The organism is Amycolatopsis japonica (genome assembly GCF_000732925.1).
Lineage (GTDB): Bacteria > Actinomycetota > Actinomycetes > Mycobacteriales > Pseudonocardiaceae > Amycolatopsis > Amycolatopsis japonica.
Map to the genome: position 1 here is coordinate 5,836,591 of NZ_CP008953.1, position 24,301 is coordinate 5,860,891.

Consider the following 24,301-nt stretch of genomic DNA (forward strand, 5'->3'; position numbering starts at 1 on the left):
CCATGAGCGCCGAAACCGACACCAGCTGGGACGAGGACGTCCGCGTGGCGGTCTACCGCGCGTTCGCCGAGCACGGGAGGCCGCCGACGGCCCCGGAACTGGCCGACGCCGCCCACGGATCGCTCGCGGTGGCGAAACAGGCACTGCACCGGCTCGCGGAGCGGCGGCATCTCGTCCTCGACGAATGCGAGCACGTCGTGCTGGCGCATCCGTTCGCGGCGATCCCGCTCGGGTTCTCCGTGATGGGCGAGCGCACGTTGTGGTGGGGCGGCTGCGCGTGGGACGCGTTCGCGATCCCGCATCTGGTCAAGGGCGAGCCCGAGGTGCTGGTATCCACCCGTTGCCGCGGCTGCGGCGAACCCCAGGCGCTGATGGTGAACGACCGGACTCCGCCGAAGGGTGGTCTGGTCGCGCATTTCCTGGTCCCGGTGGCGCGGATGTGGGACGACGTCGTGCACACCTGCGCCAACCAGAGCCTGTTCTGCGGTGAGTCCTGTGTGGACGAATGGCTGGCGGAAACGGGGCAGGACAAGGGTTACGTCATGGATCTGGCGACGCTGTGGCGGCTCGCGGCCGGCTGGTACGACGGCAGGCTCGACCACGGCTACACCCGCCGTGACCCGGCCGCGGCGGCCGCCTACTTCGAGCAGGCCGGGCTGAGCGGACCGTTCTGGCACTAGACGAGGAACCGCAGCACCGCCGTGACGACCACGCCGCAGAGGATCGCGGCGAGCACCGGCACGCGCAGCACGTACGTCACCGCGATCGCGGCCAGACCGGCGCAAAGCGTCCAGTCGAGCCCGGACCAGGCCGGGCCGGTCACGTCCGTGAGCACGAGCCCGGCCAGCAGCGCGGGCGCGAGCAACGCGATCACCCCCGCGAGCCGCGGCGGCAGCGTCCGGTCGCCGAGCAGGACCGGTCCCGCCGCCTTGAACCCGATGCTGACCAGCGCCACCAGGACGATCGTGAGCCAGAGCGTCATCGCCGCACCCCCAGCCCGACCAGCGCGGCGGCCGAAGCGCCGATCAGCGCGAGCCCGACCGGGACGAACAGCACCAGGATCCCGGCAAGGCAGGCGGCGAGCGCCGCGGTCAGCACCGCCTGCCGTGACCGGCGCAGTTCGTCGATGAGCAGGACCAGGAAGAAGCCGGGGAACACGACGTCGAGCCCGAACCGGGAGACGACGTCCGGCGGCGGCGCGGCCAGCACCCCGAGCACCGTCCCCAGCACCCACGCGGGCAGCTGGACGAGCGTGCAGCCGATGAGTTTCTCGCGGTCGAAGCGTCCTTCGCCGAGGTGGGCGGCGACCCATGAACCGTCGACGACGGCTTGGCCTTCCCACGCGCGGCGCAGGCGTCCGCCACGCAGATCGGCGGCGACGGCGGCGCCCATCGGCAGGAACCGGGCGTTGATCAGGGCGGCCGCGCCGACCGCGACCGCGAGGTTGCCGCCGCCCGCGAGCGCGGTGGCCATCGCGAACTGGGCCGAGCCGGAGAACACCACGATCGAGGCGACGATGGGGGCGGCGATCCCCCAGCCGAGGGTCTGGCTGTACGCGCCGAAGGTGACACCGAGGACGAAGGTCGCGACACCCAGTCCGAGCCCGACACGGGCGCCGGCCAGGTAGTTCCGCCGGAGCGTTGTCATGGTTCGACCCTAACAAGCTAAACTTGTTTTGACCATTAGGAGGATTCGTGGACGGCCATTGGGACGGGTACGACAGCATCGGCGGGAGCGTGCCGTTGGACCTGGTCAACACCGTTTCCTGGCGGCGCGATCCGGCCCGGCGGGAAGACCGGCTTTCGGCTCCGGAACGGCTGTCCGAGTGGATCGTCCTGGTCGGCGCGGGCACTGGACGGCTGGAGATCTCCGAAGCCGTCCTGGAGGCGGTGAAGGACTTCCGCGAGACGCTGTATCGCGTGCTGACGTCGGATCCGCCGGACGTCACGGCGTTGCGCAGGCCGCTGCTGGCGGCGTACCGGCACGCCGAACTCACGCCGTCCCTGCCGCTGCGGTGGCAGGTGCCGTTGGTGGACGACACCGCGTTGCCGCACTTCCTCGCGCTGGCGGCCGAAGACCTGCTCCGGTCCGGGGAGCTGGAACGGATCCGGGAGTGCGAGGGTCCCGGCTGCGGCTGGATCTTCACCGACCACACGCGCAACCGGTCGCGGCGCTGGTGCAGTTCGTCGGACTGCGGGAACCGGGCGCGAGCGAAGCGGCACTACGACAAGACCCGCGTTTAGTCCTCTGAATGCGGTCCTTGCGCGGGCAACTACCGCATTCAGAGGACGGAATGCGGCGAGTTCCGCCACATTCGAAGGCACCCGACTGGGTCACGACGACGTCCTTCCCGGAGGATGTGCTCATGGACACGTCCGCCTACGACGCCGATCTGCCCGCCCACGTCGAGCGGGCGCTGGCCGGATTCCTCGAGCGCGCCGGTGCCGAAATCCGCCGCACCGAGCCGACGGTCGGGGCCGGGATCGACGCGCTGGCCGGATTCGTGCTGGGCGGCGGCAAACGCCTGCGCCCGACGTTCGCCTGGTGGGGCTGGCGCGGCGCGGGCGGCGACCCGGACGGGCCGGACGTCGAAGGTGTCCTGCAGGCGGTGGCGAGCCTGGAGCTGATCCAGGCGTGCGCGCTGATCCACGACGACCTCATCGACTCCTCCGATTCGCGCCGCGGTTCGCCGACGGTGCACATCGCGGGCGCCAAACTGCACGCCGACAGCGGCTGGCTGGGTTCGCCGAGCACGTTCGGGCTCGCGACCGCCGTCCTGGTCGGCGACCTCGCGCTGGCCTGGGCCGACGACATGTTCGGCGAGGCCCCGCTCCCGCCCGCGGCCCTCGCGGCGGCGCGGCCGGCGTGGCGCGCGATGCGCACCGAGGTGCTCGCCGGGCAGTACCTCGACGTCCGCACCCAGGCCACCGGCGACGCCTCCCCCGAGGCGGCGCTGCACATCTGCAAGCTCAAGACGGCCGCGTACACCGTCCAGCGCCCGCTGCACCTCGGTGCCGCGCTCGGCGGCGCCGACGACGACCTGATCGAGACCCTGCGCGAGTTCGGCGACGAGGTCGGCGTGGCGTTCCAGCTGCGGGACGACCTGCTCGGCGTGTTCGGCGACCCGTCGGTCACCGGCAAGCCCGCGGGCGACGACCTGCGTGAGGGCAAGCGGACGCTGCTGGTCGCGCTGGGTCTCCAGCGGGCGGCCGAACAGGGCAAGGACGCGGCGGCGAAGGTCATCTCCGACGCCATCGGCGACGCACACCTGTCCGAAGACGCCGTCGAGACCGTGCGCGAGGCGTTGCAGGACGTCGGCGCCGTCGACGCGGTGGAACGCCGTATCGACGAGCTCACCGACTCCGCGATGGCCGCGCTGGACCGCGCCCACCTGGCCGAACCCGCTCCCGCCGCGCTGACCGGGCTGGTCGTCAAGGCGACCCAGCGGACCTACTGATGCGCACGGTCACCGGTCCGAGTGACCACGTGGTGGTGATCGGTGGCGGGCTCGCCGGGCTGTCGGCGACGCTGCACCTGCTCGGCGCCGGACGCCGGGTGACCCTGCTGGAGCAGGACAAGACTCCCGGCGGCAGGGCCGGGCAGGCGGATTTCGGCGGCAACACCGTCGACACCGGCGCCAGCGTGCTGACCATGCCGGAACTGCTCGACGAGGCCTTCTCCGCCGTCGGCGAATCCCTGGCGGACAACCTCACGCTGACCCGGCTCGACCCCGCGTATCGCGCGCGGTTCGCCGACGGGAGCACGATCGCCGTGCACACCGAGGCGGCGGCGATGGAGGCCGAGATCCGCGAGGCCGCCGGTCCCGCCGAGGCCGAGGGCTACCGGCGGCTGCGCCGCTGGCTGACCGAGCTGTACGCGGTGCAGAAGAATCACTTCATCGGCGCGAACTTCGATTCGCCGTTCGATCTCGTGCGCCCGGAGCTGGCGAAACTGGCCGCGCTGGGCGGTTTCGGACGGCTCGGCCCGAAGATCGGCGGGTTCTTGCGCGATGACCGGGTGCGCCGGCTGTTCTCCTTCCAGGCGCTCTACGCGGGGCTCGATCCGGCGCGCGCGATCGGAGCGTACGGCGTCATCTCCTACATGGACACCGTCGGCGGGGTCTACTACCCGTCGGGCGGGATGGGCGAGATCGCGCGGGCGATGGCGAACGCGGCCGAACGCGCCGGCGCGGAGCTGCGTTTCGGCACCGAAGCCGCTTGGCTGGAAAGGGTTTCCTCGCGGGTGCGCGCGGTACGGACCCGCACGGGTGAGCGGATCCCTTGCGACACGGTGGTTCTCGCGACCGAACTCGGCACCGCGTACCGGCTGCTCGGTGCCCGCCCCCGGCGTCCGCTGCCGCTGCGGTACTCGCCGTCGGCCGTCGTGCTGCACGGGCACGCGCCGAAAACGTGGCCGGATCTGGGCCACCACACCATTTTCTTCGGCCACGCCTGGGAGAAGACGTTCTCGGAGATCATCCGCGAAGGCAAGCTGATGAGCGATCCTTCGCTGCTGGTGACCAGGCCGACGGCGACCGAGCCGGCCCTCGCGCCCGGCGGCGACCAGGTGATCTCGGTACTGGCCCCGGCGCCGAACCTCGTCCGCGGCAAGATCGACTGGGGCCGGGTCGGGCCCGCGTATCGCGCGGAACTCCTGCGCACGCTGGAAAAACGCGGCCTCACCGGCTTCTCGGACGACTTCTCCGTCGACGAGATGATCACCCCGGCGGGCTGGGCGGAACGCGGGCTCACCGCGGGCACGCCGTTCTCGCTCGCGCACACGTTCGCCCAGACCGGCCCGTTCCGGCCGGGGAACCTGATGCGGGCGGTGGACAACGTCGTGCTGGCCGGCTGCGGGACCACGCCGGGCGTCGGCATCCCGCCGGTGGTGATCTCCGGCAGGCTCGCGGCGGGAAGGGTCACCGGCCGATGAGCGAACTCGACGCCGCGGGCATCACCGAACCGGCGTTGCGGGCCGCGTACAACGCATGCCGCCGCATCAACGCGCACTACGGCCGCACCTTCTTCCTCGCGACCCGGCTGCTGCCGCCGCGGACGCGGCCGTTCGCGCACGCGCTGTACGGCTTCGCACGCATGGCGGACGAGGTGGTCGACAATCCCGCGCCCGGCACCGATCCGGCGGTCGCGCTGGACGAGGTCGCCACCCTGGTCGCGCGGGTCTTCGACGGTGACACACCCGCCGATCCGGTGCTGACGGCGCTCGCCGACACGGTGCGGCGCCACGGCCTCGACCGCGACCTGTTCGACGCGTTCCTGCGGTCCATGGCGATGGACCTCAAGATCACCGAATACGCGACCTACGCCGACCTCCGGGAGTACATCCACGGTTCGGCCGAGGTGATCGGCCTGCAGATGCTGCCGATCTTCGGCACCGTCGTCCCGGTCGAGGAAGCCGTGCCCGGGGCCGCCGCGCTGGGCGAGGCGTTCCAGCTGACCAACTTCCTGCGCGACGTCGGCGAGGACCTGGACCGGGGGCGGCTGTACCTGCCGACCGAGGAACTGGCCGCGTTCGGCGTCGACCGCGAGTTGCTCGAATTCTCCCGCGCTCGCGGGCTGCCCGACCGGCGGGTGCGGCGCGCGCTCGCCGTCGCGGTGGCACGCAACCGGGCCGTGTACCGCCGCGCCGAAGCGGGCATCCCGTTGCTGCGCGAGGAATCCCGTGACTGCGTGCGGACCGCGCTCGTGCTCTACGAAGGCATCCTCGACGAGATCGTGGCCCTCGGGTACGACGTGTTGAACACGCGCGCGGTCGTGCCCCGTCGCCGCCGTCTGGGTGTCGCGCTGCCGAGACTGCTGGCGAGCACGTGGAGCAACTCCAGGCTTAGGCTGCGATCATGACCTCTGCTTCGAACAGGAAGATCCGGATCGGCGTCCAGCTTCAGCCCCAGCACGCCGAGTACAAGGCGATCCGCCGGGCGGCTTCGGAGGCCGAAGACCTCGGTGTGGACATCGTCTTCAACTGGGACCACTTCTACCCGCTCTACGGCGAGCCCGAAGGGCTGCACTACGAGTGCTGGACGATGCTGGGCGCTTGGGCGGAGTCGACGTCGCGGGTCGAGATCGGCGCGCTGGTGACGTGCAACAGCTACCGCAACCCCGAACTGCTCGCCGACATGGCCCGCACCGTCGACCACATCTCCGACGGACGGCTGATCCTCGGCATCGGCTCCGGCTGGTTCGAGAAGGACTACGACGAGTACGGCTACGAGTTCGGCACCGCGGGCGGGCGGCTCGACGACCTGGCCGAGGCGCTCCCGCGCATCGAGAGCCGGTTCGGCAAGCTGAACCCGGCGCCGACCCGCAAGATCCCGGTGCTGATCGGCGGTGGCGGCGAGAAGAAGACGCTGCGCCTGGTCGCGAAGCACGCCGACATCTGGCACGGCTTCGGCGACCCGGAGGTGGTGGAGCGCAAGGTCAAGATCCTCGACCAGCACTGCGCCGACGTCGGGCGCGACCCGAAGGAGATCGAGCGTTCGGTCGCCGTCGACGGTGAGCCCGAGGAACTCGGCCCCAAGCTGCTGGACCTGGGTGTCTCGCTGTTCACCGTGGCGACCGGCGGACCCGACTACAACCTCGACAAGCTGCGGTCCTGGATCGAGTGGCGGGACAAGCAGCAGTCCTGACCCGCTCCTTCACGCGCCATGAAAGGTCCTTTCCTTGCAAATTTTGCAAGGAAAGGACCTTTCATGGCGTCCGGGACCGATCGCGCCGGTGAGCCGCCACCCGCTCCCGGGTGGCGCACCGCGTCGAGCAGTACCGCCGCGGGCTCCCACCGCCCAAGTGCGCGAACGGCTTCCCGCACCCCGAAGCGGCACACAGCCCGCCCGGCGGCGCCTGACGGTCCGACAGCAGCACGGCCAGCGCCAGCGCGGACGACGTCACCAGCCACGCGCCCCACGGCCCGTCGTCGTCGGCGTCCACGTGGAGATGCCAGCCGAATCCGTCCGCGTGATCGGTCAGCCGCGGCGGATGCGCGTAGCGGGCCAGCAGCCGGTTGAGCACGCCGGCCGCCTCCGCGGCATCCCGCGCCGCGAACACCTCCCGTAGTTCCGCGGCCGCCTCACGCAACGACGCGACGTCCGACGGCGCCAACTCGACCGACGTTTCGCCGTGCGCTTCCAAGACGGAACGAACCGCGGAAGCCGACGGATCCGGCGCCAGCAGCACGACCATCAGATCCACCGCCCGCTGCGCCGCCGCCCGCGCCGAACGACCGGGCAGGAAATCCCGCTGCGCTGAAGTCATATCCCACTGTAACGTCTCAGTCATGAGAAGCCGTTACAGGCTCGCCGTCTACCTGACCGGCGCGACGGTCGCCAGGACCGGCGACGAACTGTCCGGGCCTGCGTTGCTCCTGCTGGGACTCAGCGTCGACGGCTCGGCCGCCACCGGGTCCGCGCTGCTCGCGGGCCTGACGATCTCCGCGGCGGCGGGCGGGCCGCTGCTCGGCGCCCTGCTCGACCGCAGTCCCCGGCCGGGACGGCTGCTGGCGTGGGCGCTGCTCGCGTACGCGGGCGGGCTCGGCGCGGTGCTCGCGCTGGTCGAGCTCCCCGCGGCGATCGTGGTGGCCGTCGCGGCGGGGCTGCTCAACCCCGCGTTGGCGGGCGGCTGGACGGCGCAGCTGCCGCAGGTCCGCGGCGGGACACCGCTGGAGCGGGCGAGCACGCTGGACGCGATGACGTTCACCGCCGCGAGCCTCGCCGGGCCGGGACTCGCCGGGCTCGTGGCCGCGTACGCCGGCGCCCCGGCCGCGGTGGCGCTCGCGATCACGCTGGTCGCGGCCGCCTTCCCCGCCGCATGGTCGCTGCCCGCCACCGAGGCGAAGCCCACGAGACCGATCCGCCGTCAGCTCGCCGACGGGTTCGCGGTCCTCTTCCGCAACCGCGCCCTGCTGCGGGCCACCGCGACGTCCACCGTGTCCTTCGTCGGCATCGGGATCGCCGTGGTCTGCTATCCGCTGCTCGGCGCCCAGCGACTGGGGAATCCGGGGTTCGGCGCGCTCCTGCTCACCGTGCTGGCCGCCGCGTCCCTGGTCGCGAACGCCGTGCTGGCCCGCAAGCCACCGCCGCCGGATCGCACCGTGTTCGCCAGCACCGTCCTGCTGGGCGCGAGTTTCCTGCTCGCGGCGGCAGGTCACGGCGTGGTGCTCCTGCTGGCCGCCGCCGTACTCGCCGGATTCGCGGAAGGACCCCAGCTTTCGGCGTTGTTCGCCATCCGGCATCGTGAGGCGCCCGCGGCGGTGCGGGCTCAGGTTTTCACGACGGCGGCGAGCGTGAAGATCACCGGACTCGCGGTCGGAGCCGCGGTCGCAGGACCGTTGAGCGCACTCTCCGTAACCGCCGCGCTGGGTGCCGCGGCGGGATTCCAGCTTCTCGCGGCTGCGACGTATGTACTGGTCGGAACGTCCGGGCGGACTAGAACGCCATCGCCTGCGCGCGCCGCTTGACCTCGGTGCCGTGGCTGGTGCGGAGCGCGTTGACCGGGGTGGTTCCGGGCAGGGTCTCGTCCTCGGCGAAGAGCCAGCGCAGCATCTCCGTCCGGCTGAACCCGGAGTCCGCGAGCACGGTGATGGTGCCCGCCAGCCCCTTGACCACGCCGTCCTTCACCAGGAACGCGACCGGGACGTACAGCTCACCCTTGCGCCGGACGGCGATCAGGTGGCCGTCGCGCAGCATCTGGCGGACCTTGTTGGCCGAAACGCCCAACGCGGTCGCGACCTCCGGAAGCGGGAGAACGGCCACATCGGCATCGAGAACGTCGTCGGCGACGGGAATACCACTCACAGGTGACACTGTGCCACATTCCGTCTCCCCCTCCGTTAGTGCGCATGGGTGACGGCCGCGAGCCGTGACGGACAGTGCCCGCATGGTCACGGATACCGCCGATTCGACGAAATGTCGAGAATCGTGATCCCCGGCGACCCAGGTCCCGTACACCAGAACATGGGTACTTCCGTACGATCCATAGCCGTGACACGCACGGACCCCACGCTGGTGGGCACTCTGCTCGAGGGCCGCTACCGGGTGGACAAGCTGCTCGCACGCGGTGGGATGTCGTCGGTGTACCGCGGCGTCGACACCCGCCTGGACCGCCAGGTCGCCATCAAGATCATGGACCCGCGGTTCGCCGACGACAGGTCCTTCGTCGAACGCTTCGAACGGGAAGCCCGTTCGGCGGCCCGGCTGCACCACCCGCACGTGGTGGCGGTGCACGACCAGGGCTTCGACACCCCCGGCGGCGAGGAGTCCGGCCGCGCGTTCCTGGTCATGGAGCTCGTCGACGGCGGCACCCTGCGCGAACTGCTCGCCGAACGCGGTCCGCTGGACGTCGCGCTCGCGCTGAGCATCACCGAACCGGTCCTCTCCGCGCTGGCCGCGGCACACGCCGCCGGTCTGGTGCATCGCGACGTCAAACCGGAGAACGTCCTCATCGGCCGCGGGGGGACCGCGCTGTCGGGCGGCGTGGTCAAGGTGGGCGACTTCGGGCTGGTCCGCGCGGTCGCGAGCGCGGGCACCACGAGTTCGAGCGTCATCCTCGGCACCGTCGCCTACGTCTCGCCCGAGCAGGTCGCGACCGGCGCGACCACCTCGCGCGGCGACGTCTACTCGGCCGGGATCCTGCTCTACGAAATGCTCACCGGACGCCCGCCGTACACCGGCGACACCGCGCTCTCGGTGGCGTACCGGCACGTCAACGACGACGTCCCGCGCCCGAGCGAGCTGCGGCCGGGTATCCCGCCGCAGCTGGACGAGCTGATCCTGCGCGCCACTCGCCGCGACCCCGAGCAGCGGCCCGCCGACGCCGCGGCGTTCCTCGCCGAGCTGAACCATCTGCGCACCGTCCTCGGCGTCCCGGCGGTCCCGGTGCCGGTCCCGCTGCCCGCCGACGCCGACCGCGAGACCGACGCCGAGCGCACCACCCCCGGTATCCCCGCCGTCCCGGCGGTGGCTCCGGCCGCGGCCGCGACGACCGTGCTGCCCCCGGTCGCCGAGGCGACCCTTCCGGTCACCGGGCCGCGCGGAACGCAGGCGCTGCATCGCGAGCCGCAGATCCCGGCCGCGCAGCCGCCCCGCACGCCTCCCCCGCGGCCCAAGCCGGCCGCGGACGACGAACAGCCGGGGTCGCGCAAGCGGCTCTACCTGATGATCGCGGCCGCGGTACTGGTCCTCGGCGGCCTGATCGGCGCGTTCGCCTTCATCCTCAACGACTCCGGCCCGACCTCGTCGTCGGTGCCGAAGCTGACCGGGATGAACCAGGCCGCCGCCGGTGACGCGCTCCGGTCGGCGAAGCTGACCCCGGCCTACACCGAGGAGTACAGCGACACCGCCGCCCAGCACACGGTGATCCGCTCCGACCCCGCGGAGGGCACGTCGCTCGCGCCGGGCGCCACGGTCAACGTCGTGCTGTCGAAGGGCCGTCCGATCGTGCCGGACATCCAGGCCGGGACGAGCCAGCAGGACGCGGAGACGGCGATCAAGGCCGCGCAGCTGACCCCGGTCCAGGGCGAGCAGGAGTACAGCGACGTCGCCAAGAACAAGGTGGTCCGCGTCGACCCTGGCCCCGGCTCGCAGCTGAACATCGGCGGGCAGGTCACGATCATCCTGTCCAAGGGCCCCGAGCCTCTGCCGCCGGTCCCGGACGTCACGGGCCAGAGCAAGGACGCCGCGTTCCAGATCCTGCAGCAGGCGGGCTTCCAGCCGTTCCAGGCCGGCGAGGAGTTCTCCGACCAGTTCGCCGCCGGTCAGGTGATCCGCACCGACCCGAAGGGCGGCGGCAAGGCGAGCAACCGCCGGATCGGCGTGTTCGTTTCGAACGCCGTCGAAGTACCGAACGTGACCTTCAAGCGGATGGAGGAGGCGATCCAGATCCTGAAACAGGCGGGTCTGGAGCCGGACCGTCAGGGTCGCGGAAACGGGAACGGTCACGGCGGCGGAAACGGTGGTTTCGACTTCGTCCTGGAGCAGGATCCGCAGCCGGGCACCAAGGTGCCGAAGGGCACGAAGGTGAAGATCAAGGGCTTCGGGTGACGCGAAAGGTGCTTTGAAACCGTTCAGTACCGGCATGGTCATCGGCTACCGTGAGCGCATGGTGGTAGTCGACGGCGTGAACGGCAGGTCGGACAGCTTCACCCCGCGTTCCGCCGCGCCACGATGAGCTTCTTCACGGACGGTCCGCGCAGCCGCCCCCTGTTCCCGGTGCCGGAACAGGAACTGTTCGGCTACAACGGCCGCCCCTGGGTGGAGACGCCGCACGAGTACATCGTCCCGGCGATCCTGCCCTGGTCGATGCCGCTGGGCCGCGCCGAACGGACCATCGTGGCGCTGCGTGGCATCGAGGTCTGGCCGGAGTCGGTGTCCTTCCAGCTGTCGGTGTACTCGCGGGATCTCCTGCTCGACGAACCCGGCGAAGGCCTGATCGACCACCGCCGGGTCCCGGACTACAACGCGCTGCTGGTCGGGGTGCTGTTCCCCGACGGCAGGCGGGCCAGTTCGGAGACCATCTCCGTGCCGTCGGCCACCAAACCGGATCAGCCGGTGCTGCGCGCGCAGGGGCTGGGCGGTTCGGCGTTCCACGTCGACCACGAGATCTTCCTCTGGCCGCTGCCGCCCGACGGGCCGCTGGAGTTCATCGTCCAGTGGCTCGACCGCGACATCGAGGAGTCGCGCACCTCGCTCGACGGCACCGCCATCCGCGACGCCGCCAAGGAGGCGGGCGAGATCTGGCCCGGCCTGCCCGCCCGGAAGTCGCACGGGCTGCCCGTCCGCCGGGTCGGGGCCCAGGCGATGATCACCCCGGCCTGGCCCCGCGAATCGCAGGCCCCGCCCCCGCTGCCCCAGCCATCGTCCCCGCCCCCCGCTTCGGACCAGCCGCGGGGCGCCCCACTGCCGACCCGCCTCCCCCGCCGGGCCCGCTGAGGGGCCGGCAACCCGTATCTCGCGTGTTCCTGGCCGTATCTCGCGTGATCGAAGCCGGAACGTCTCCAATCACGCGAGATACGGCTTCAATCACGCGAGTGACGGCTCAGCGGAACGCTTCGACGTTCGCCACCGCCCACTCCGCGTAGGTGACGCCGGGCCGCCCGGTGAGTTCCTGGACGACGCCGGTCGGCTTGTCGGGGTTCTCGGTGAAGTACGCGAAGCCGTCGAGCAGCCACTCGGCGATCTCGGCCGGGACCCCGGCGGCGGCCCACTGCTTGTTCGCTTCTTCCCTGGTGAGTTCCTGGAAGACCACCTCTTCGCCGAGCGCGGCCGAGATGGCGGCGACCTGTTCGCGCTGGCTGATCGCCGTCGGCCCGCTCAGCGTGTGCTTCTTGCCGACGTGCCCCTCGGTCAGGATGACGTGGGCCGCGACGGCGGCGATGTCCGCGAGGTCGATCGGCGTCATCCGTGACTCGGGGTAGGCCTCGCTGACCACCCGCTCGGCCTTGATCGTCTCCGCCCAGCCGAGGGTGTTGTTCATGAACGCGCCCGGCCGCAGGAACGTCCAGTCGAACTCCGCCTCCCGGACCGCCTTCTCGATGATCGCGTAGTCCACGCCGCTCGAGTTCTCCGCCGGGTCGTCGGCGTTGCTGCCCGACAACGCCACCACGCGGCGCACTCCGGCCTCCTTCGCCAGCTTCACGAAGTCGTCCACCTTCGCCGCGAGCGGCGCCAGGTACACGGTCTCGATACCTTCGAGGGCTTCCGGCAGCGTCTCCGGTTTGCCCAGGTAGCCCTTGGCGACCTCCACCTGCTCGGGCAGCGCCGCCTTCGCCGGGTTGACGGTCAGCGCCCGCACCGGCGCCCCGGCCTCCACCAGTTCGTCGACGAGCAGCCTGCCGACGCTTCCGGTCGCACCGGTCACCAGGATCGTCACGATTCCCCACTCCTTTTCGTACGCCCTACGGGATCAGATTAACCGTACCTCATACGAGAATGTAGAATCCAGCTTCACGGCCGAGTGGAGTGTGGATGGACTTCGAGCGCAGCCTCGATCTGTTGTGGCGTGACCGCGGCGAAGCCCGGCAGCCGACCAGGGGACGAAAACCCAAACTGACCCTCGACCAGGTGATCGCCACCGCCGTCGCGCTCGCCGACCGCGCGGGCGAGGCGACCGTGTCGATGAGCCAGATCGCCAAGGAACTCGGCGCCGGCACGATGACGCTCTACACCTACGTCCCCGGCAAGACGGAACTGCTCGATCTCATGGTCGACTCCGTGCTCGCCGAACGGAACCTCCCCGGCCCCGGCGATCCGCGGCCGGACGGCTGGCGCGAGCAGGTGCGGCTCTACGCCGAGCGCACGCTGGCCGTGTTCCGGGCACACCCGTGGCTGCGTTCGACGTCCATGGTGCGGCCGGTGCTCGGGCCCGGGCTGATGGCGGGCCAGGAGTACGTGATCGCGGCGGTGTCGGACATCGGGCTGGAACCGCGCAAGGCGGCCGCGGCCGCGAACAGCATCGAGATCTACGTGCAGGCCAACGCGACGCTTTTCGCCGAGACGGCGCAGGTCGAGCAGGAGACCGGGGAGTCGACGGACGCCTGGTGGGGGCAGCGGTCGGTGTTCTGGGAGAAGTACTTCGACGTGACGCGGCATCCGGCGATGACGCGGATCTGGGAGAGCGGCGGCTACGACGCGGACACCTGCGAAGCCGCCGACGAGACCTTCGCGTTCGGCCTGGAACGCATGCTGGACGGTATCGAAGCCCTCGTCACCCGCTGAGCACTACCGCATCCAGAGGACGAAACGCGTCAGGAGACGGTGGGCAGGTCGGGGGCCGAGACGTCGAAGACCTTGCCCTCGCGGGTGAGCAGCGCGGCCAGGACCTTCGCCTTGCGTTCGGTGTCGGCCGAGGTCCCCCACCTCACGGTCTTCCCGTCGGCCAGCGCGAACTCGACGCTGCCGGGGGTCTTCGCCGTCGCGGTGGTGACCTGCTTGAGCAACTGCTGCGGGATCACGCCGAGGACACCGGTCACCGCGCGGGTCACCGGGTCGTCGGCCGAGACCAGCGGAAGTTTGAGCTCGGGCAGCCCGGCGGGCCGTTCCTTGACGGTCTTGAACACCACTCCCCCGCCGTCGACGAGGTGCACGCCGTCGCCGCCGGGCCCGCTGTCGAAGAACGCGATCGCGGTCCGTTCGGTCACGGTGATCTCGAGGGTGCCCGGCCACGAGCGGGAGACGTCGACGGTCGCGATACCGGGCATCTGCGCCACCTTGTCGCGGATCTCGTCGGTGTCCAGGCGCAGCATCGGCTTCTGGTCCGGCACCGCCGCCGCGGCGCGGATCTGGTCCGCGGGCACGGAGCTCGCCCCGACGACGTCGACCTGCTGCACCCCCAGCATCGAGCTGAACCACAGCAGGTAGACGAGGGCGACGGCGGTCAGCACCGAAAGCAGCGCGACCCAGCGCCGCCGCAGCTCCTTGTGCCGGGTCGGCCGGGCGGAACGGCGGCGGTCGTCCGCCGACCGCCTGCCGCGCCGCTGCTTCAGCCGCTGAGTCCGTTCGGCCCGTGGGGTCCGCTTGACCCGTTCGGAGCGCGGACGCCGACCGGGTTCGGCCGGGCGGCGGCGTTCCCCGGTCTGTGTCATGGCTGACCGCCGGCCGTTGTCATGGCTAACCCGCCCGCCGGTCCAGTTCGGCCAGGATCTCCGGGCCGAGCTGCGTGACGTCGCCGGCGCCCATGGTCACCAGCAGGTCGCCGGGTTCGACCAGATCCGCCGCGAGCTTCGCCGCGACGTCGAACGCGGGCTGGTAGTGCACGGGAACACCGGAGATCTGGTCGGCGATGAGCGCGCCGCTCACCCCGGGCTCCGGCTTCTCGCGCGCCCCGAAGACGTCCAGCACGACGACCTCGTCGGCCAGCGACAACGCGGCCGCGAACTCCTTCGAGAACGCCTTCGTGCGCGAGTACAGATGCGGCTGGAAGACCACGACGACCCGGCCCTGGCCCGCGGCCGTCCGCACCGCGCGCAGCTGCGCGTCGACCTCGGTCGGGTGGTGCGCGTAGTCGTCGTACACGCGGACGTCGCCCGCGCGGCCCTTGAACTCGAACCGCCGCCGCACGCCGCCGAACGCGGCGAGCCCTTCGGCCAGTCCTTCGGTCGGCGCGCCGAGCTCGATCCCGGCCAGCAGCGCGGCGATCGCGTTCAGCGCCATGTGCTCACCCGGCACCGCGACCCGGAGGACGATCTCCTCGCCCCGCAACGAGATCCGGACGACGCCGCCGTCCGGCGCGGGGGCGTAGTCGAGCACCTTCGCGTCGTCGGCGCCGGTGACCGAACGCCCGTAGCGGCGGACGCGGATGCCCCGCTCCGCGGCCAGCGCGCCCAGCTTCTCGGCACCCTCGTCGTCACCGCAGACGATGAGCAGCCCGCCCGGCACGATCCGGCCGAGGAAGTCGGCGAACACCGAGACGTACGCCTCGGCCGTGCCGTGGTGGTCCAGGTGGTCCGGCTCGACGTTGGTCACCACGGCGACCGACGGCGAGTACGCCAGGAACGATCCGTCGCTCTCGTCGGCCTCGGCGACGAAGACCCCGCCCTCGCCGTGATGCGCGTTCGCGCCCGACTCGTTGAGGTCGCCGCCGATGGCGAACGACGGGTCGAGACGGCACTGCTGCAGCGCGACGGTCAGCATCGACGTCGTCGACGTCTTGCCGTGCGTCCCGGCGATGCAGGCGACGCGGTGTCCCTCCATCAGCCCGGCCAGCGCCTGCGCGCGGTGCAGCACGGTGATCCCGCGTTCGCGCGCGGCCATCAGTTCCGGGTTGTCGTCCTTGATCGCGGTCGACACGATCACCGAGGACGGGCCTTCGGGGAACGCGTCGAGGTTCTCGGCGCGCTGGCCGACGGCGATCTCGGCGCCCTGGGCACGCAGCGAAAGGAACGCGCGCGACTCCTTGGCGTCGGAACCGGACACCTGGGCACCGCGGGCGAGCAGGATACGGGCGATGCCGCTCATCCCGGCGCCGCCGATCCCGATCAGGTGGGCACGCGTGAGCGTGTCGGGGAGTTGATCAGGCACCTGCGGCCTCCAGCACGATCTTGGCAAGGGTCTCGTCGGCCTCACGGTGACCGAGGCCGACCGCGGCCGCGCTCATCTTCGCGACCCGGTCGGCGTCGGACACCAGCGGGATCACCAGCTCCGCGACCTTGGCAGGGGTGAGGTCGGCGTCGTCGACCATCAGCCCGGCGCCGGCGTCGACCGCGGGCCGGGCGTTGACCGCCTGTTCGCCGTTGCCATAGGGCAGCGGGACGAACACCGCGGGCAGGCCGACCGCGGACACCTCGGCGACGGTCATCGCGCCGGAGCGGCACAGCACCGCGTCGGCGGCGGCGTACGCGAGGTCCATACGCTCCAGGTACGGCACCGGGACGTACGCGGGCCGTCCGGGGAACTCCTGGACGACCAGCGTGTTCTTCGGCCCGTGGGCGTGCAGGACGCCGACACCGGCGTCCGCGAACTCCTTGGCCGCGCCGGAGACGGCGCCGTTGATCGACACCGCGCCCTGCGAACCGCCGAAGACCAGCAGGGTCGGGGCGTCGGGGTCGAGCCCGAAGAATTCGCGGGCTTCGGCGCGCAGCGCGGCCCTGTCGAGCGACGTGATGGAGCGGCGAAGCGGGATGCCGATGACCTCGGCCTTCGCCAGCGGCGTCCCGGGGACGGCGACGGCGACGCGGACGGCGAACCGCGCGCCGACCCTGTTCGCCAGGCCCGGCTTCTCGTTGGCCTCGTGCACCACGATCGGCGTGCGGCCGCGCGCGGCGAGGTACGCCGGAAGCGCGACATAGCCGCCGAAGCCGACGACGACGTCCGCGCCGACCCGGTCCAGGATCTCGCGGGTGCGCTTGACCGAATCGCGGACCTTCAGCGGCATCTTCAGCAGCTCGGGCGTCGGCTTGCGCGGCATCGGCACCGGCGGGATCAGCTCCAGCGGGTACCCGCGCGCCGGGACGAGCTTGTTCTCCAGTCCGCGCTGGGTCCCCAGCGCGATCACCTTCGCGTCGGGACGCAGGCGCATCACCGCGTCGGCGAGGGCGAGTGCCGGTTCGATATGCCCGGCGGTACCACCGCCGGCGACCACGACCACCGGCGCTTTGCCGGCGACCTCGCCTGAAACGCCACCTCTGACGGGGTTGTTCACCTATGACCTCTCCGGTTTGCGGTACCCCGTTTCGCGGTACCGCGGTTCACCGCCGTTCGCGCGGCCGTCCTCCTGCCGGGCTCCCGTACCGAACGGCGCCGCTCCTGTGCGGGCGAAGGCCTCGCCGTCCTCGGCGCGGGTCTCGCCGCCTTGGCGGCGCCTCCCCTGGCCGCGCCGCCCTTGCGCTTGGCTGGCGGGCGGTACGGCTCTGGCGCGGGAAGCCTCAGCAGGCGTCCGAATTTACCTGGCCCCTGCGAGCGCAGTGCGGCCACCGCCTCCGGTTCGTGCCGGGCGGCGTTGGCCAGGATCCCCATGATGAGCATGGTGATCACCAGCGACGTCCCGCCGTAGGAGATCAACGGCAGCGTGACCCCGGTGACCGGCAGCAGGCCGACGACGTAGCCGATGTTGATGCCGGCCTGCGCGACCAGGAAGACGGTCAGCGTGCCGGACACGATGCGGATCCACGGGTCGAGGTTGCGGGTGGCGATCCGCAGACCGACGACGGCGACCCCGGCGAACAGCCCGAGCACCACCGCACAGCCGATGAAGCCGAGTTCCTCGCCGATCAGGGCGAAGATGAAGTCGTTCTGCACGTTGGGCAGGTAGCCCCAGTTGGACTGGCCCTGGCCAAGGCCCTTGCCGAGGAACCCGCCGTCGGCGAGCGCGAGTTTCGCCTGGTTGGCCTGGAAGCCGTCCGCGCTGGTGTCCGGGTCGCCGGAGACGAACGACATGACCCGCGCCAGCCGGTACGGGGCGATGATCGCCAGGACCAGGATCCCGGCCAGGCCACCCGCGAGGATGACCCCGAACAGCCGTTTCGGCGCGCCCGCGAACCACAGCAGGGCCATCAGCACCACCGCGAGGGTGATCGTGCCGCCGAGGTCGGGCTGCATCATGACCAGCGCGAACATCAGCAGCGCGATCGGGACGACCGGGACGAGCAGATGCCGCCACTGGTTGATGATGTTGTACTTGATCACCAGGATGTGCGCGCCCCAGAAGGCCAGCGCGACCTTCGCCGCCTCGACCGGCTGGAAGGCGAACCCCCCGAGCCGGAACCAGCCCTGTGAGCCGTTGACCGTGGACCCGAGCGGGGTCAGCACCAGCACGAGCAGCCCGAGGCACACCACCGTCGCCGTCGCCGACAGCCGCCGGACGCGTTCCAGCGGTACCCGCAGCCCGATCCAGAACACGACGGCGCCGATCGCGACGAACATGAGGTGCTTGCTGAACTGGGCGTACACGCCGGTGCCGGTCTTGGGGTTGTACGAGGCGACCGAAGACGCGGACAGCACCATCACGATGCCGATCACGGTCAGCACGCCGGTGAGCGCCAGGACCAGGTGGAACGAAGCGAGCGGCCGCGAAAGCCAGGCCGTCAGCGCGGTGCGGAAGGCGACGAACGGGCTTTCCTTGCGTTCACGGCGCTTGCGCTGCGCGGGCTCGCGCTTTCTTTCCTCAACCGCCGTCACTGGTCTCCCCCGCACCGTCGCGCAGGACACGGACCGCGCTCGCGAACGCGTCGCCGCGTGCGCCGTAGCTCGAGTACATGTCCAACGACGCCGCGGCGGGGGCCAGCAGCACCACATCTCCAGGGCGCGCCAGGGCGCGGGCCGCCTTCACCGCCGCAGTCATGGTGTCATCGTCACCCGAAGGGAGGCTGTTCACCGGGACATCCGGCGCGTGTCGCGCGACAGCGGCGGCGATCACGGGTGAATCCACGCCGAACAGCACGACTCCGCGCAGCCTTCCGGCGATCGAGCCGACGAGTTCGTCCACGGAAGCGCCCTTGAGCTGGCCACCGGCGATCCAGACGACGTTCAGATGCGCGCGCAGCGAACCGCTCGCCGCGTGCGGGTTGGTCGCCTTGGAGTCGTTGATGTAGCGGACGCCGTCGATCTCGCCGATCTCCTCGGCCCGGTGCGGGGCGGGCCGGTACTCGCGCAGCCCCTTGGCGACGTCCTCGCCGGTGACGCCGTACGCGCGGGCCAGCGCCGCCGCGGCGAGCGCGTTGGAGACGTTGTGCGGACCGGCGGGACGCACGTCTGCCAGCGTGCCGAGTTCGTCGGCGCTGGTCGCCGGGTCGGCCACGAAGGCGCGGTCGACCAGCAGGTCTTCCACGATCCCGAGTTCGCCGGGGCGCGGGGTGTCCATGCCGAACGCGACGCGGCGGGCGTCGGCGGGCGCGTGTTCGTCGGCGAGCCGGGCGGACCACTCCTCGTGGAGGTTGTGCACGACGTTCCGGGAGTGGGTGTGGACCCGGCCCTTCGCGGCCGCGTACTCCTCCATCGAGCCGTGCCAGTCGAGGTGGTCTTCGGCCAGGTTCAGCACCACCGACGCGAGCGGGGCCAGCGTCGACGACCAGTGCAGCTGGAAGCTCGACAGCTCCACGGCCAGCACCTCGTGTCCCGCACGCACCGCGTCGAGCACCGCGAAACCGACGTTCCCGCAGGCCACGGCGTCGACCCCGGCGGTACGCAGGATCGACTCCAGCATCCCGACCGTGGTGGTCTTGCCGTTGGTGCCGGTGATCGCGAGCCACACCGGCGGCTTGTCGCGCAACTGCCCGACGCGCCACGCCAGCTCGACGTCGCCGATCACCTCGACACCGGCTTCGGCCGCCGCCACCAGCAGCGGCGACGTCGGCTTCCAGCCGGGGCTGGTGACGACCAGCTCGACGTCTCCGGGCGGCTCGGTCAGGCCCGGCACCAGCTCGGCGCCGAGCCCTTCGAGCTCCGCCAGCCGTTCGGCGTTGCCGTCGGTGACGGTGATCCGCGCACCCAGCTCCGCCAGGACGGGGACGATCGACTTGCCGGTGACCCCGGCTCCGGCGACGAGGACGTGACGCCCGGCCAGCTCCACCGCTTAACCCCCGAGACCGAGCTGTTCGCTGTAGAACAGGCCGAGACCGAACATGCAGCAGATGGCCGAAAGCAGCCAGAACCGGATGATGACGGTGGTTTCGGCCCAGCCCGCGAGCTCGAAGTGGTGATGGAACGGGGCCATCCGGAACAGCCGTCGCCTGGTCGTGCGGAACACGGCGATCTGCGCGACCACCGAGATCATCTCGACCATGAACAGACCGCCGATGACGATGGCGAGCAGTTCGGTGCGGGTGGTCATCGACAGTCCGGCGACGAGGCCACCGAGGGCCAGCGAACCGGTGTCACCCATGAAGATCTTCGCCGGTGCGGCGTTCCACCACAGGAAGCCGACACAGGCGCCGGTCGCCGCGGCGGCGACCACCGCCAGGTCCAGCGGGTCACGGACGTCGTAGCAGGCGGCCTGCGGGGTGACCGCGCACGAGAGGCGGGTCTGCCAGAAGGCGATGACGACGTAGGTCGCCAGCACCATCGCCGCGGTGCCGCCGGCGAGACCGTCGAGGCCGTCGGTGAAGTTCACCGCGTTCGACCAGCCCGAGATGACGATGTAGCAGAAGATCACGAAGAACACCGACGGGAAGGTGATCAGCGCGAGGTCCCGCACGTAGGACAGGCTTTCCGACGCCGGGGTGAGCCCGCGTTCGTCGGCGAACTGCAGCGCCAGGATCGCGAAGGCGATCGTGACCACGAGCTGGCCGACCAGTTTCGCGGTCTTGTTCAGCCCGAGGTTGCGCTGTTTGCGGATCTTGATGAAGTCGTCGAGGAACCCGACGAGCCCGAGGCCGACGGCCAGCAGGAGGACCAGCAGCCCCGAGGCGGACGGGCCGCCGGTGCCGTTGCCGCCGCTGAGCGCGCTGATCAGATGCGCCACGAAATACCCGACGACCATCGCGACGATGATCGCGACACCACCCATCGTCGGGGTACCGCGTTTGGATTTGTGTCCCTGCGGTCCTTCCTCCCGGATCTCCTGGCCGAAGCCCTGCCGGGAGAACACCCGGATCAGATAGGGAGTGAGGAGGATGGAGACCAGCAGGCCCGCCGCGGCCGCGATCAGGATGCTGATCACGCGTCACCACCGTTCGAGCGTTCGTGAGAGGGGGAAGGGGCTACTACAGGGGATTCGGTTGCGGGAGCGGCGAGCACGGCGTCGGCCACCCGCCACAGGGCGGCGGCCTTGGACGCCTTCACCAGCACCACGTCTCCCGCGCGGAGCTGATCATGCAGCAGGGCGATGGCGGCGTCGACGTCGGGTACCAGTACCGACTCCTCGCCCCAGGAACCCTCGTGCTGGGCGCCCTGATGCGTGGCCGCGGCGGCCTGGCCGATGACCACGAGCTTGTCGATGTTGAGCCGGACGACGAGCCTGCCGATGCCGTCGTGCGCGGCGACCGAGTTCTCGCCGAGGTCGCCCATCACGCCGAGCACGGCCCAGGAACGGCGGTTCGCGCTCATCGACGCGAGCGCCTTGAGCGCGGCCCGCATCGACTCGGGGCTGGCGTTGAAGGAGTCGTTGAGGACCGTGACACCGTCGGCGCGGGTGGTGACCTCCATACGGCGCTCGGAGCGCCGCTCCAGGCTCGACAGGCGGGCCGCGACCTCCTCGACCGTCGAGCCCATCTCCAGGGCCACAGCGGCCGCGCTGAGCGCGTTGCCGACCTGGTGCTCGCCGTAGAGCGGCAGCTTCACCGGCGCCTCGCCGTCCGGGGTGACCAGGCGGAACGACGCGCGCGCCTCGTCGTCGAGGGTGATGTCGACGGCGCGGACCTGCGCGGACTCGCTCTCGCCGACGAACACGACCCGGGCCTTCGTCCGGCTCGCCATGGCCGCGACGTACGGGTCGTCGAGGTTCAGGACCGCGACACCGCCGTCCTCGGCGCTCGGCAGTGCCTCCACGAGCTCGCCCTTGCCCTTGGCGATGCCCTCGCGCGAGCCGAACTCGCCGACGTGCGCGGTGCCGACGTTGAGCACGACCCCGATCCGCGGCGGCGCGATGGCCGCCAGTTCGGCGATGTGGCCGGGCCCGCGGGCGGAGAGCTCCAGCACTAGCTGCCGCGTCGAGTCGTCGGCCCGCAGCGCCGTCCAGGGGTGGCCCAGCTCGTTGTTGAACGAGCCCGGCGGCGCCACCGTCGGGCCGAGCGGCTCCAGCAGCTGGGCGATGATGTCCTTGGTGGAGGTCTTGCCCGCCGAACCGGTGACCCCGACGACGGTCAAGTGGTCACCCGCGAGTTTCCGGATGACGTGCCGGGCGAGCTTGGCGAGCGCGGCCAGCACCGCGGCACCCGCCCCGTCCTTGTCCGAGACCAGCGCGAACGCCCGCTCGTGCCCCTCGCCGGCCGCCAGCGGCGGCACGATCACGGCCGGTGCGTCGACCTCGCGGGCCGCGAGCACCGCGACGGCGCCCGACTCGACCGCCCGCGCGGCGAAGTCGTGGCCGTCGACCTTCGCGCCGGGCAGCGCGATGAACAGACCTCCGGGGGTGACCTCACGGGTGTCGAATTCGACGCTTCCGGTGACCTCGGCGGTCCCGTCGGTCCGATGCAGCCGCCCGCCGACGATGGCGGCGATCTCGGCCAGGCTGAGCACGATCACACTGTCTCCAGACGTCTGCGGATGGCGGCGGCCAGCTCTTCCCGGTCGGAGAACGGGTGCACGACACCCTGGACCTCCTGGCCGGTCTCGTGGCCCTTGCCCGCGATGAGCACGATGTCGCCGGGCCGGGCCAGCTCGACCGCGTGGACGATGGCCTCCCGGCGGTCGGCGATCTCGAGGATCTCGCCGCCCAAGGCCGGTCCGGCGTTGCGGGCACCGGCCAGCATCGCCGCCCGGATCGCGGCCGGATCCTCCGACCGCGGGTTGTCGTCGGTCACGATCAGCACCTCGCTGCGGCGGACCGCCGCCTCGCCCATGACCGGGCGCTTGGCGGTGTCGCGGTCCCCGCCGCAGCCGAGGACGGTGATGATCCGGCCCTCGGTGCGGGCACGCAGCGCGTCGAGCCCCTGCGCCACGGCGGCGGGCTTGTGCGCGTAGTCGACCACCGCGGTGAACGGCTGGCCGAGATAGACCCGCTCCATCCGGCCCGGCACCTCGACCGAGGCGAGCCCGGCGACGATGGCGTCGAGCGGGACACCGGCGGTGTTGAGGATCGCGGCCGCGAGCACGGCGTTCGCCACGTTGAACTCACCCGGCAGCGGGATCTTGGCCGCGGCGGTGAGGCCCTCGGGGCCGTGGAGGGTGAAGGTCTGCTCCCCCGCCGGGGTGGGGTTGAGGTCGGTGGCGCGCCAGAGCGCCTCCGTTCCCGGCTCGGTGGACACGGTCACCGTGTGCGGGGTGAGGAGCGCCTGGCCCCAGGCGCTGTCGACGACGACCACTTCGGCGGTGGACCGGCCGTCGAACAGCAGCGACTTGGCGGCGAAGTACTCCTCCATGTCCTTGTGGAAGTCCAGGTGGTCCTGGGAGAGGTTGGTGAAGGCCCCGACCGCGAAGCGGGTGCCGTTGACCCGGCCCAGCGACAGCGCGTGGCTGGAGACCTCCATCGGGACGTGCGTGACGCCGCGTTCCACCATCACCGCCAGGAGCGCCTGCAGATCCGGCGCCTCGGGGGTGGTGAAGCCGCTGGCGAGGCGCTCCCCCGCGATCCGGGTCTCGACCGTGCCGATCAGCCCGGTGGTGAGCCCGGCCGCCTTGAGCCCGGCGTCGACCAGGTACGACGTCGTGGTCTTGCCGGACGTCCCGGTGATGCCGAGGACGGACAGCTCCAGCGACGGCTCCCCGTAGATCCAGGCGGCGATCTCGCCGAGGGCGGCCCGCGGGTCCGGGTGCACCAGGATCGGCACGCCGGCGTCGCGGAGCACCGGACGCTCGGCACCGGCCTCGTCGGTGAGCACCGCGGCCGCGCCGGCCGCGATGGCCTGGTCGCTGAAGTCCGCGCCGTGGGCGCGAGCACCGGGAAGGGCGGCGAAGAGGTCACCCGGGAGGACGTGCTGGGCGCGGAGCGTGCTGCCCGTGACCGTCAGCTCGGCCGCGGCCGGGTAGTCGTCGCCACCCACCACGAGCCGGGCGCCCGCCCTGGCGAGCAGCGTGCCCAGGGGCATCGGCTCGATCCTGGCCGGACGAGGGGGTGCGGCGACGGCCTTGACCGGGCTGTCCGGGACCTGGGCAGCCGTCGCGCCGGACCCGCTTTCGACGGCGGGACCGCTGCGGGGATCTGAAGTAGGCACCGACACAGCCAAGGAGGTTACCGGCGCGGCATTCGGGTGACTGAAGCGGTGCGGG

Annotated in this window: 23 protein-coding genes; 10 read left to right on the forward strand and 13 right to left on the reverse strand. The window is 71.4% G+C overall.

All coding sequences use genetic code 11. The features are described from left to right. Window positions 1–2: 2 nt before the first annotated feature. The gene (gene merB, locus AJAP_RS26920; RefSeq protein WP_038516388.1) at window positions 3–680 is read left to right on the forward strand and encodes an organomercurial lyase; all 678 of its coding nucleotides are present in this window, start codon (window positions 3–5) and stop codon (window positions 678–680) included. On the opposite strand, the gene AJAP_RS26925 is transcribed toward merB, so the two are convergent. Together AJAP_RS26925 and AJAP_RS26930 are read right to left on the reverse strand one after the other, a co-directional pair. Then, entirely contained in the window at window positions 677–982 is a 306-nt protein-coding gene (locus tag AJAP_RS26925; protein ID WP_038516391.1) for an AzlD domain-containing protein, read from the reverse strand. The genes merB and AJAP_RS26925 overlap by 4 nt on opposite strands. Further along, window positions 979–1,647, reverse strand: coding sequence for an AzlC family ABC transporter permease (locus AJAP_RS26930; RefSeq protein WP_038516394.1), 669 nt, complete (start codon window positions 1,645–1,647; stop codon window positions 979–981). The genes AJAP_RS26925 and AJAP_RS26930 overlap by 4 nt, the downstream gene beginning before the upstream one ends. A 47-nt stretch (window positions 1,648–1,694) precedes the next feature. On the opposite strand from AJAP_RS26930, the gene AJAP_RS26935 reads away from it, so the two are divergent. The 5 genes from AJAP_RS26935 (at window position 1,695) to AJAP_RS26955 (ending at window position 6,643) form a co-directional block, all read left to right on the forward strand. Next, on the forward strand, window positions 1,695–2,243 hold the full coding sequence (locus tag AJAP_RS26935; protein ID WP_038516397.1) for a CGNR zinc finger domain-containing protein: 549 nt from the start codon (window positions 1,695–1,697) through the stop codon (window positions 2,241–2,243). Between the two features lie 122 nt (window positions 2,244–2,365). Continuing rightward, entirely contained in the window at window positions 2,366–3,457 is a 1,092-nt protein-coding gene (locus AJAP_RS26940; RefSeq protein ID WP_038516399.1) for a polyprenyl synthetase family protein, read from the forward strand. Continuing rightward, on the forward strand, window positions 3,457–4,932 hold the full coding sequence (gene crtI / locus AJAP_RS26945) for a phytoene desaturase family protein (RefSeq protein WP_038516402.1): 1,476 nt from the start codon (window positions 3,457–3,459) through the stop codon (window positions 4,930–4,932). The genes AJAP_RS26940 and crtI overlap by 1 nt, the downstream gene beginning before the upstream one ends. Continuing rightward, window positions 4,929–5,858, forward strand: a complete 930-nt coding sequence (locus tag AJAP_RS26950) for a phytoene/squalene synthase family protein (protein ID WP_038516406.1) — start codon at window positions 4,929–4,931, stop codon at window positions 5,856–5,858. Before crtI ends, AJAP_RS26950 begins: the two co-directional genes overlap by 4 nt. Then, window positions 5,855–6,643 (forward strand): LLM class F420-dependent oxidoreductase, encoded by a 789-nt coding sequence (locus AJAP_RS26955; RefSeq protein ID WP_038516409.1) that lies wholly within the window; start codon window positions 5,855–5,857, stop codon window positions 6,641–6,643. Before AJAP_RS26950 ends, AJAP_RS26955 begins: the two co-directional genes overlap by 4 nt. A 61-nt stretch (window positions 6,644–6,704) precedes the next feature. Here the strand turns inward: AJAP_RS26955 and AJAP_RS26960 are convergent, their stop codons facing one another. After that, complete coding sequence (locus AJAP_RS26960) at window positions 6,705–7,265, reverse strand: CGNR zinc finger domain-containing protein (RefSeq protein WP_051972595.1); 561 nt, start codon at window positions 7,263–7,265, stop codon at window positions 6,705–6,707. A gap of 22 nt (window positions 7,266–7,287) precedes the next feature. Here AJAP_RS26960 and AJAP_RS26965 point away from each other — a divergent pair, with 22 nt between their 5' ends. After that, window positions 7,288–8,466, forward strand: a complete 1,179-nt coding sequence (locus AJAP_RS26965) for an MFS transporter (protein WP_038516412.1) — start codon at window positions 7,288–7,290, stop codon at window positions 8,464–8,466. Here AJAP_RS26965 and AJAP_RS26970 read toward each other — a convergent pair. Then, window positions 8,435–8,803 (reverse strand): Rv2175c family DNA-binding protein, encoded by a 369-nt coding sequence (locus AJAP_RS26970; RefSeq protein WP_038516415.1) that lies wholly within the window; start codon window positions 8,801–8,803, stop codon window positions 8,435–8,437. The two genes, AJAP_RS26965 and AJAP_RS26970, sit on opposite strands and share 32 nt — an antisense overlap. 186 nt (window positions 8,804–8,989) lie before the next feature. On the opposite strand from AJAP_RS26970, the gene AJAP_RS26975 reads away from it, so the two are divergent. Both AJAP_RS26975 and AJAP_RS26980 read left to right on the forward strand, forming a co-directional pair. Next, a complete protein-coding gene (locus tag AJAP_RS26975; RefSeq protein WP_038516418.1) occupies window positions 8,990–11,047 on the forward strand; it encodes a PASTA domain-containing protein in 2,058 nt (685 codons plus the stop codon). A 123-nt stretch (window positions 11,048–11,170) separates the two neighbouring features. Next, on the forward strand, window positions 11,171–11,935 hold the full coding sequence (locus AJAP_RS26980) for a hypothetical protein (protein WP_016332681.1): 765 nt from the start codon (window positions 11,171–11,173) through the stop codon (window positions 11,933–11,935). A gap of 106 nt (window positions 11,936–12,041) precedes the next feature. Here AJAP_RS26980 and AJAP_RS26985 read toward each other — a convergent pair whose 3' ends face one another. Beyond that, a complete protein-coding gene (locus AJAP_RS26985; RefSeq protein ID WP_038516421.1) occupies window positions 12,042–12,875 on the reverse strand; it encodes an NAD(P)H-binding protein in 834 nt (277 codons plus the stop codon). Window positions 12,876–12,970: 95 nt separating this feature from the next. On the opposite strand from AJAP_RS26985, the gene AJAP_RS26990 reads away from it, so the two are divergent. Beyond that, a complete protein-coding gene (locus AJAP_RS26990; RefSeq protein ID WP_038516423.1) occupies window positions 12,971–13,720 on the forward strand; it encodes a TetR/AcrR family transcriptional regulator in 750 nt (249 codons plus the stop codon). A 29-nt stretch (window positions 13,721–13,749) separates the two neighbouring features. On the opposite strand, the gene AJAP_RS26995 is transcribed toward AJAP_RS26990, so the two are convergent. The 8 genes from AJAP_RS26995 to AJAP_RS27030 are packed head-to-tail and all read right to left on the reverse strand — an operon-like array spanning window position 13,750 to window position 24,120. Next, complete coding sequence (locus AJAP_RS26995; protein ID WP_038516427.1) at window positions 13,750–14,586, reverse strand: cell division protein FtsQ/DivIB; 837 nt, start codon at window positions 14,584–14,586, stop codon at window positions 13,750–13,752. Between the two features lie 25 nt (window positions 14,587–14,611). Then, the gene (murC, locus tag AJAP_RS27000) at window positions 14,612–16,021 is read right to left on the reverse strand and encodes a UDP-N-acetylmuramate--L-alanine ligase (RefSeq protein ID WP_038516429.1); all 1,410 of its coding nucleotides are present in this window, start codon (window positions 16,019–16,021) and stop codon (window positions 14,612–14,614) included. Continuing rightward, window positions 16,014–17,141: an undecaprenyldiphospho-muramoylpentapeptide beta-N-acetylglucosaminyltransferase gene (gene murG / locus AJAP_RS27005; RefSeq protein WP_038516432.1), complete on the reverse strand. Its 1,128-nt coding sequence runs from the start codon at window positions 17,139–17,141 to the stop codon at window positions 16,014–16,016. The genes murC and murG overlap by 8 nt, the downstream gene beginning before the upstream one ends. Then, window positions 17,138–18,616, reverse strand: a complete 1,479-nt coding sequence (gene ftsW, locus AJAP_RS27010; protein ID WP_037343198.1) for a putative lipid II flippase FtsW — start codon at window positions 18,614–18,616, stop codon at window positions 17,138–17,140. Before ftsW ends, murG begins: the two co-directional genes overlap by 4 nt. Beyond that, window positions 18,603–20,006 carry a UDP-N-acetylmuramoyl-L-alanine--D-glutamate ligase gene (gene murD, locus AJAP_RS27015; protein WP_038516436.1) on the reverse strand — a complete coding sequence of 468 codons (1,404 nt, stop codon included), beginning with the start codon at window positions 20,004–20,006 and terminating at the stop codon, window positions 18,603–18,605. Before murD ends, ftsW begins: the two co-directional genes overlap by 14 nt. Window positions 20,007–20,009: 3 nt before the next feature. Then, window positions 20,010–21,095 (reverse strand): phospho-N-acetylmuramoyl-pentapeptide-transferase, encoded by a 1,086-nt coding sequence (mraY, locus tag AJAP_RS27020; protein ID WP_016332673.1) that lies wholly within the window; start codon window positions 21,093–21,095, stop codon window positions 20,010–20,012. Further along, window positions 21,092–22,618, reverse strand: coding sequence for a UDP-N-acetylmuramoyl-tripeptide--D-alanyl-D-alanine ligase (locus AJAP_RS27025; RefSeq protein WP_038516438.1), 1,527 nt, complete (start codon window positions 22,616–22,618; stop codon window positions 21,092–21,094). Before AJAP_RS27025 ends, mraY begins: the two co-directional genes overlap by 4 nt. Next, entirely contained in the window at window positions 22,615–24,120 is a 1,506-nt protein-coding gene (locus AJAP_RS27030; RefSeq protein WP_038516441.1) for a UDP-N-acetylmuramoyl-L-alanyl-D-glutamate--2,6-diaminopimelate ligase, read from the reverse strand. Before AJAP_RS27030 ends, AJAP_RS27025 begins: the two co-directional genes overlap by 4 nt. Window positions 24,121–24,301 lie beyond the last annotated feature (181 nt).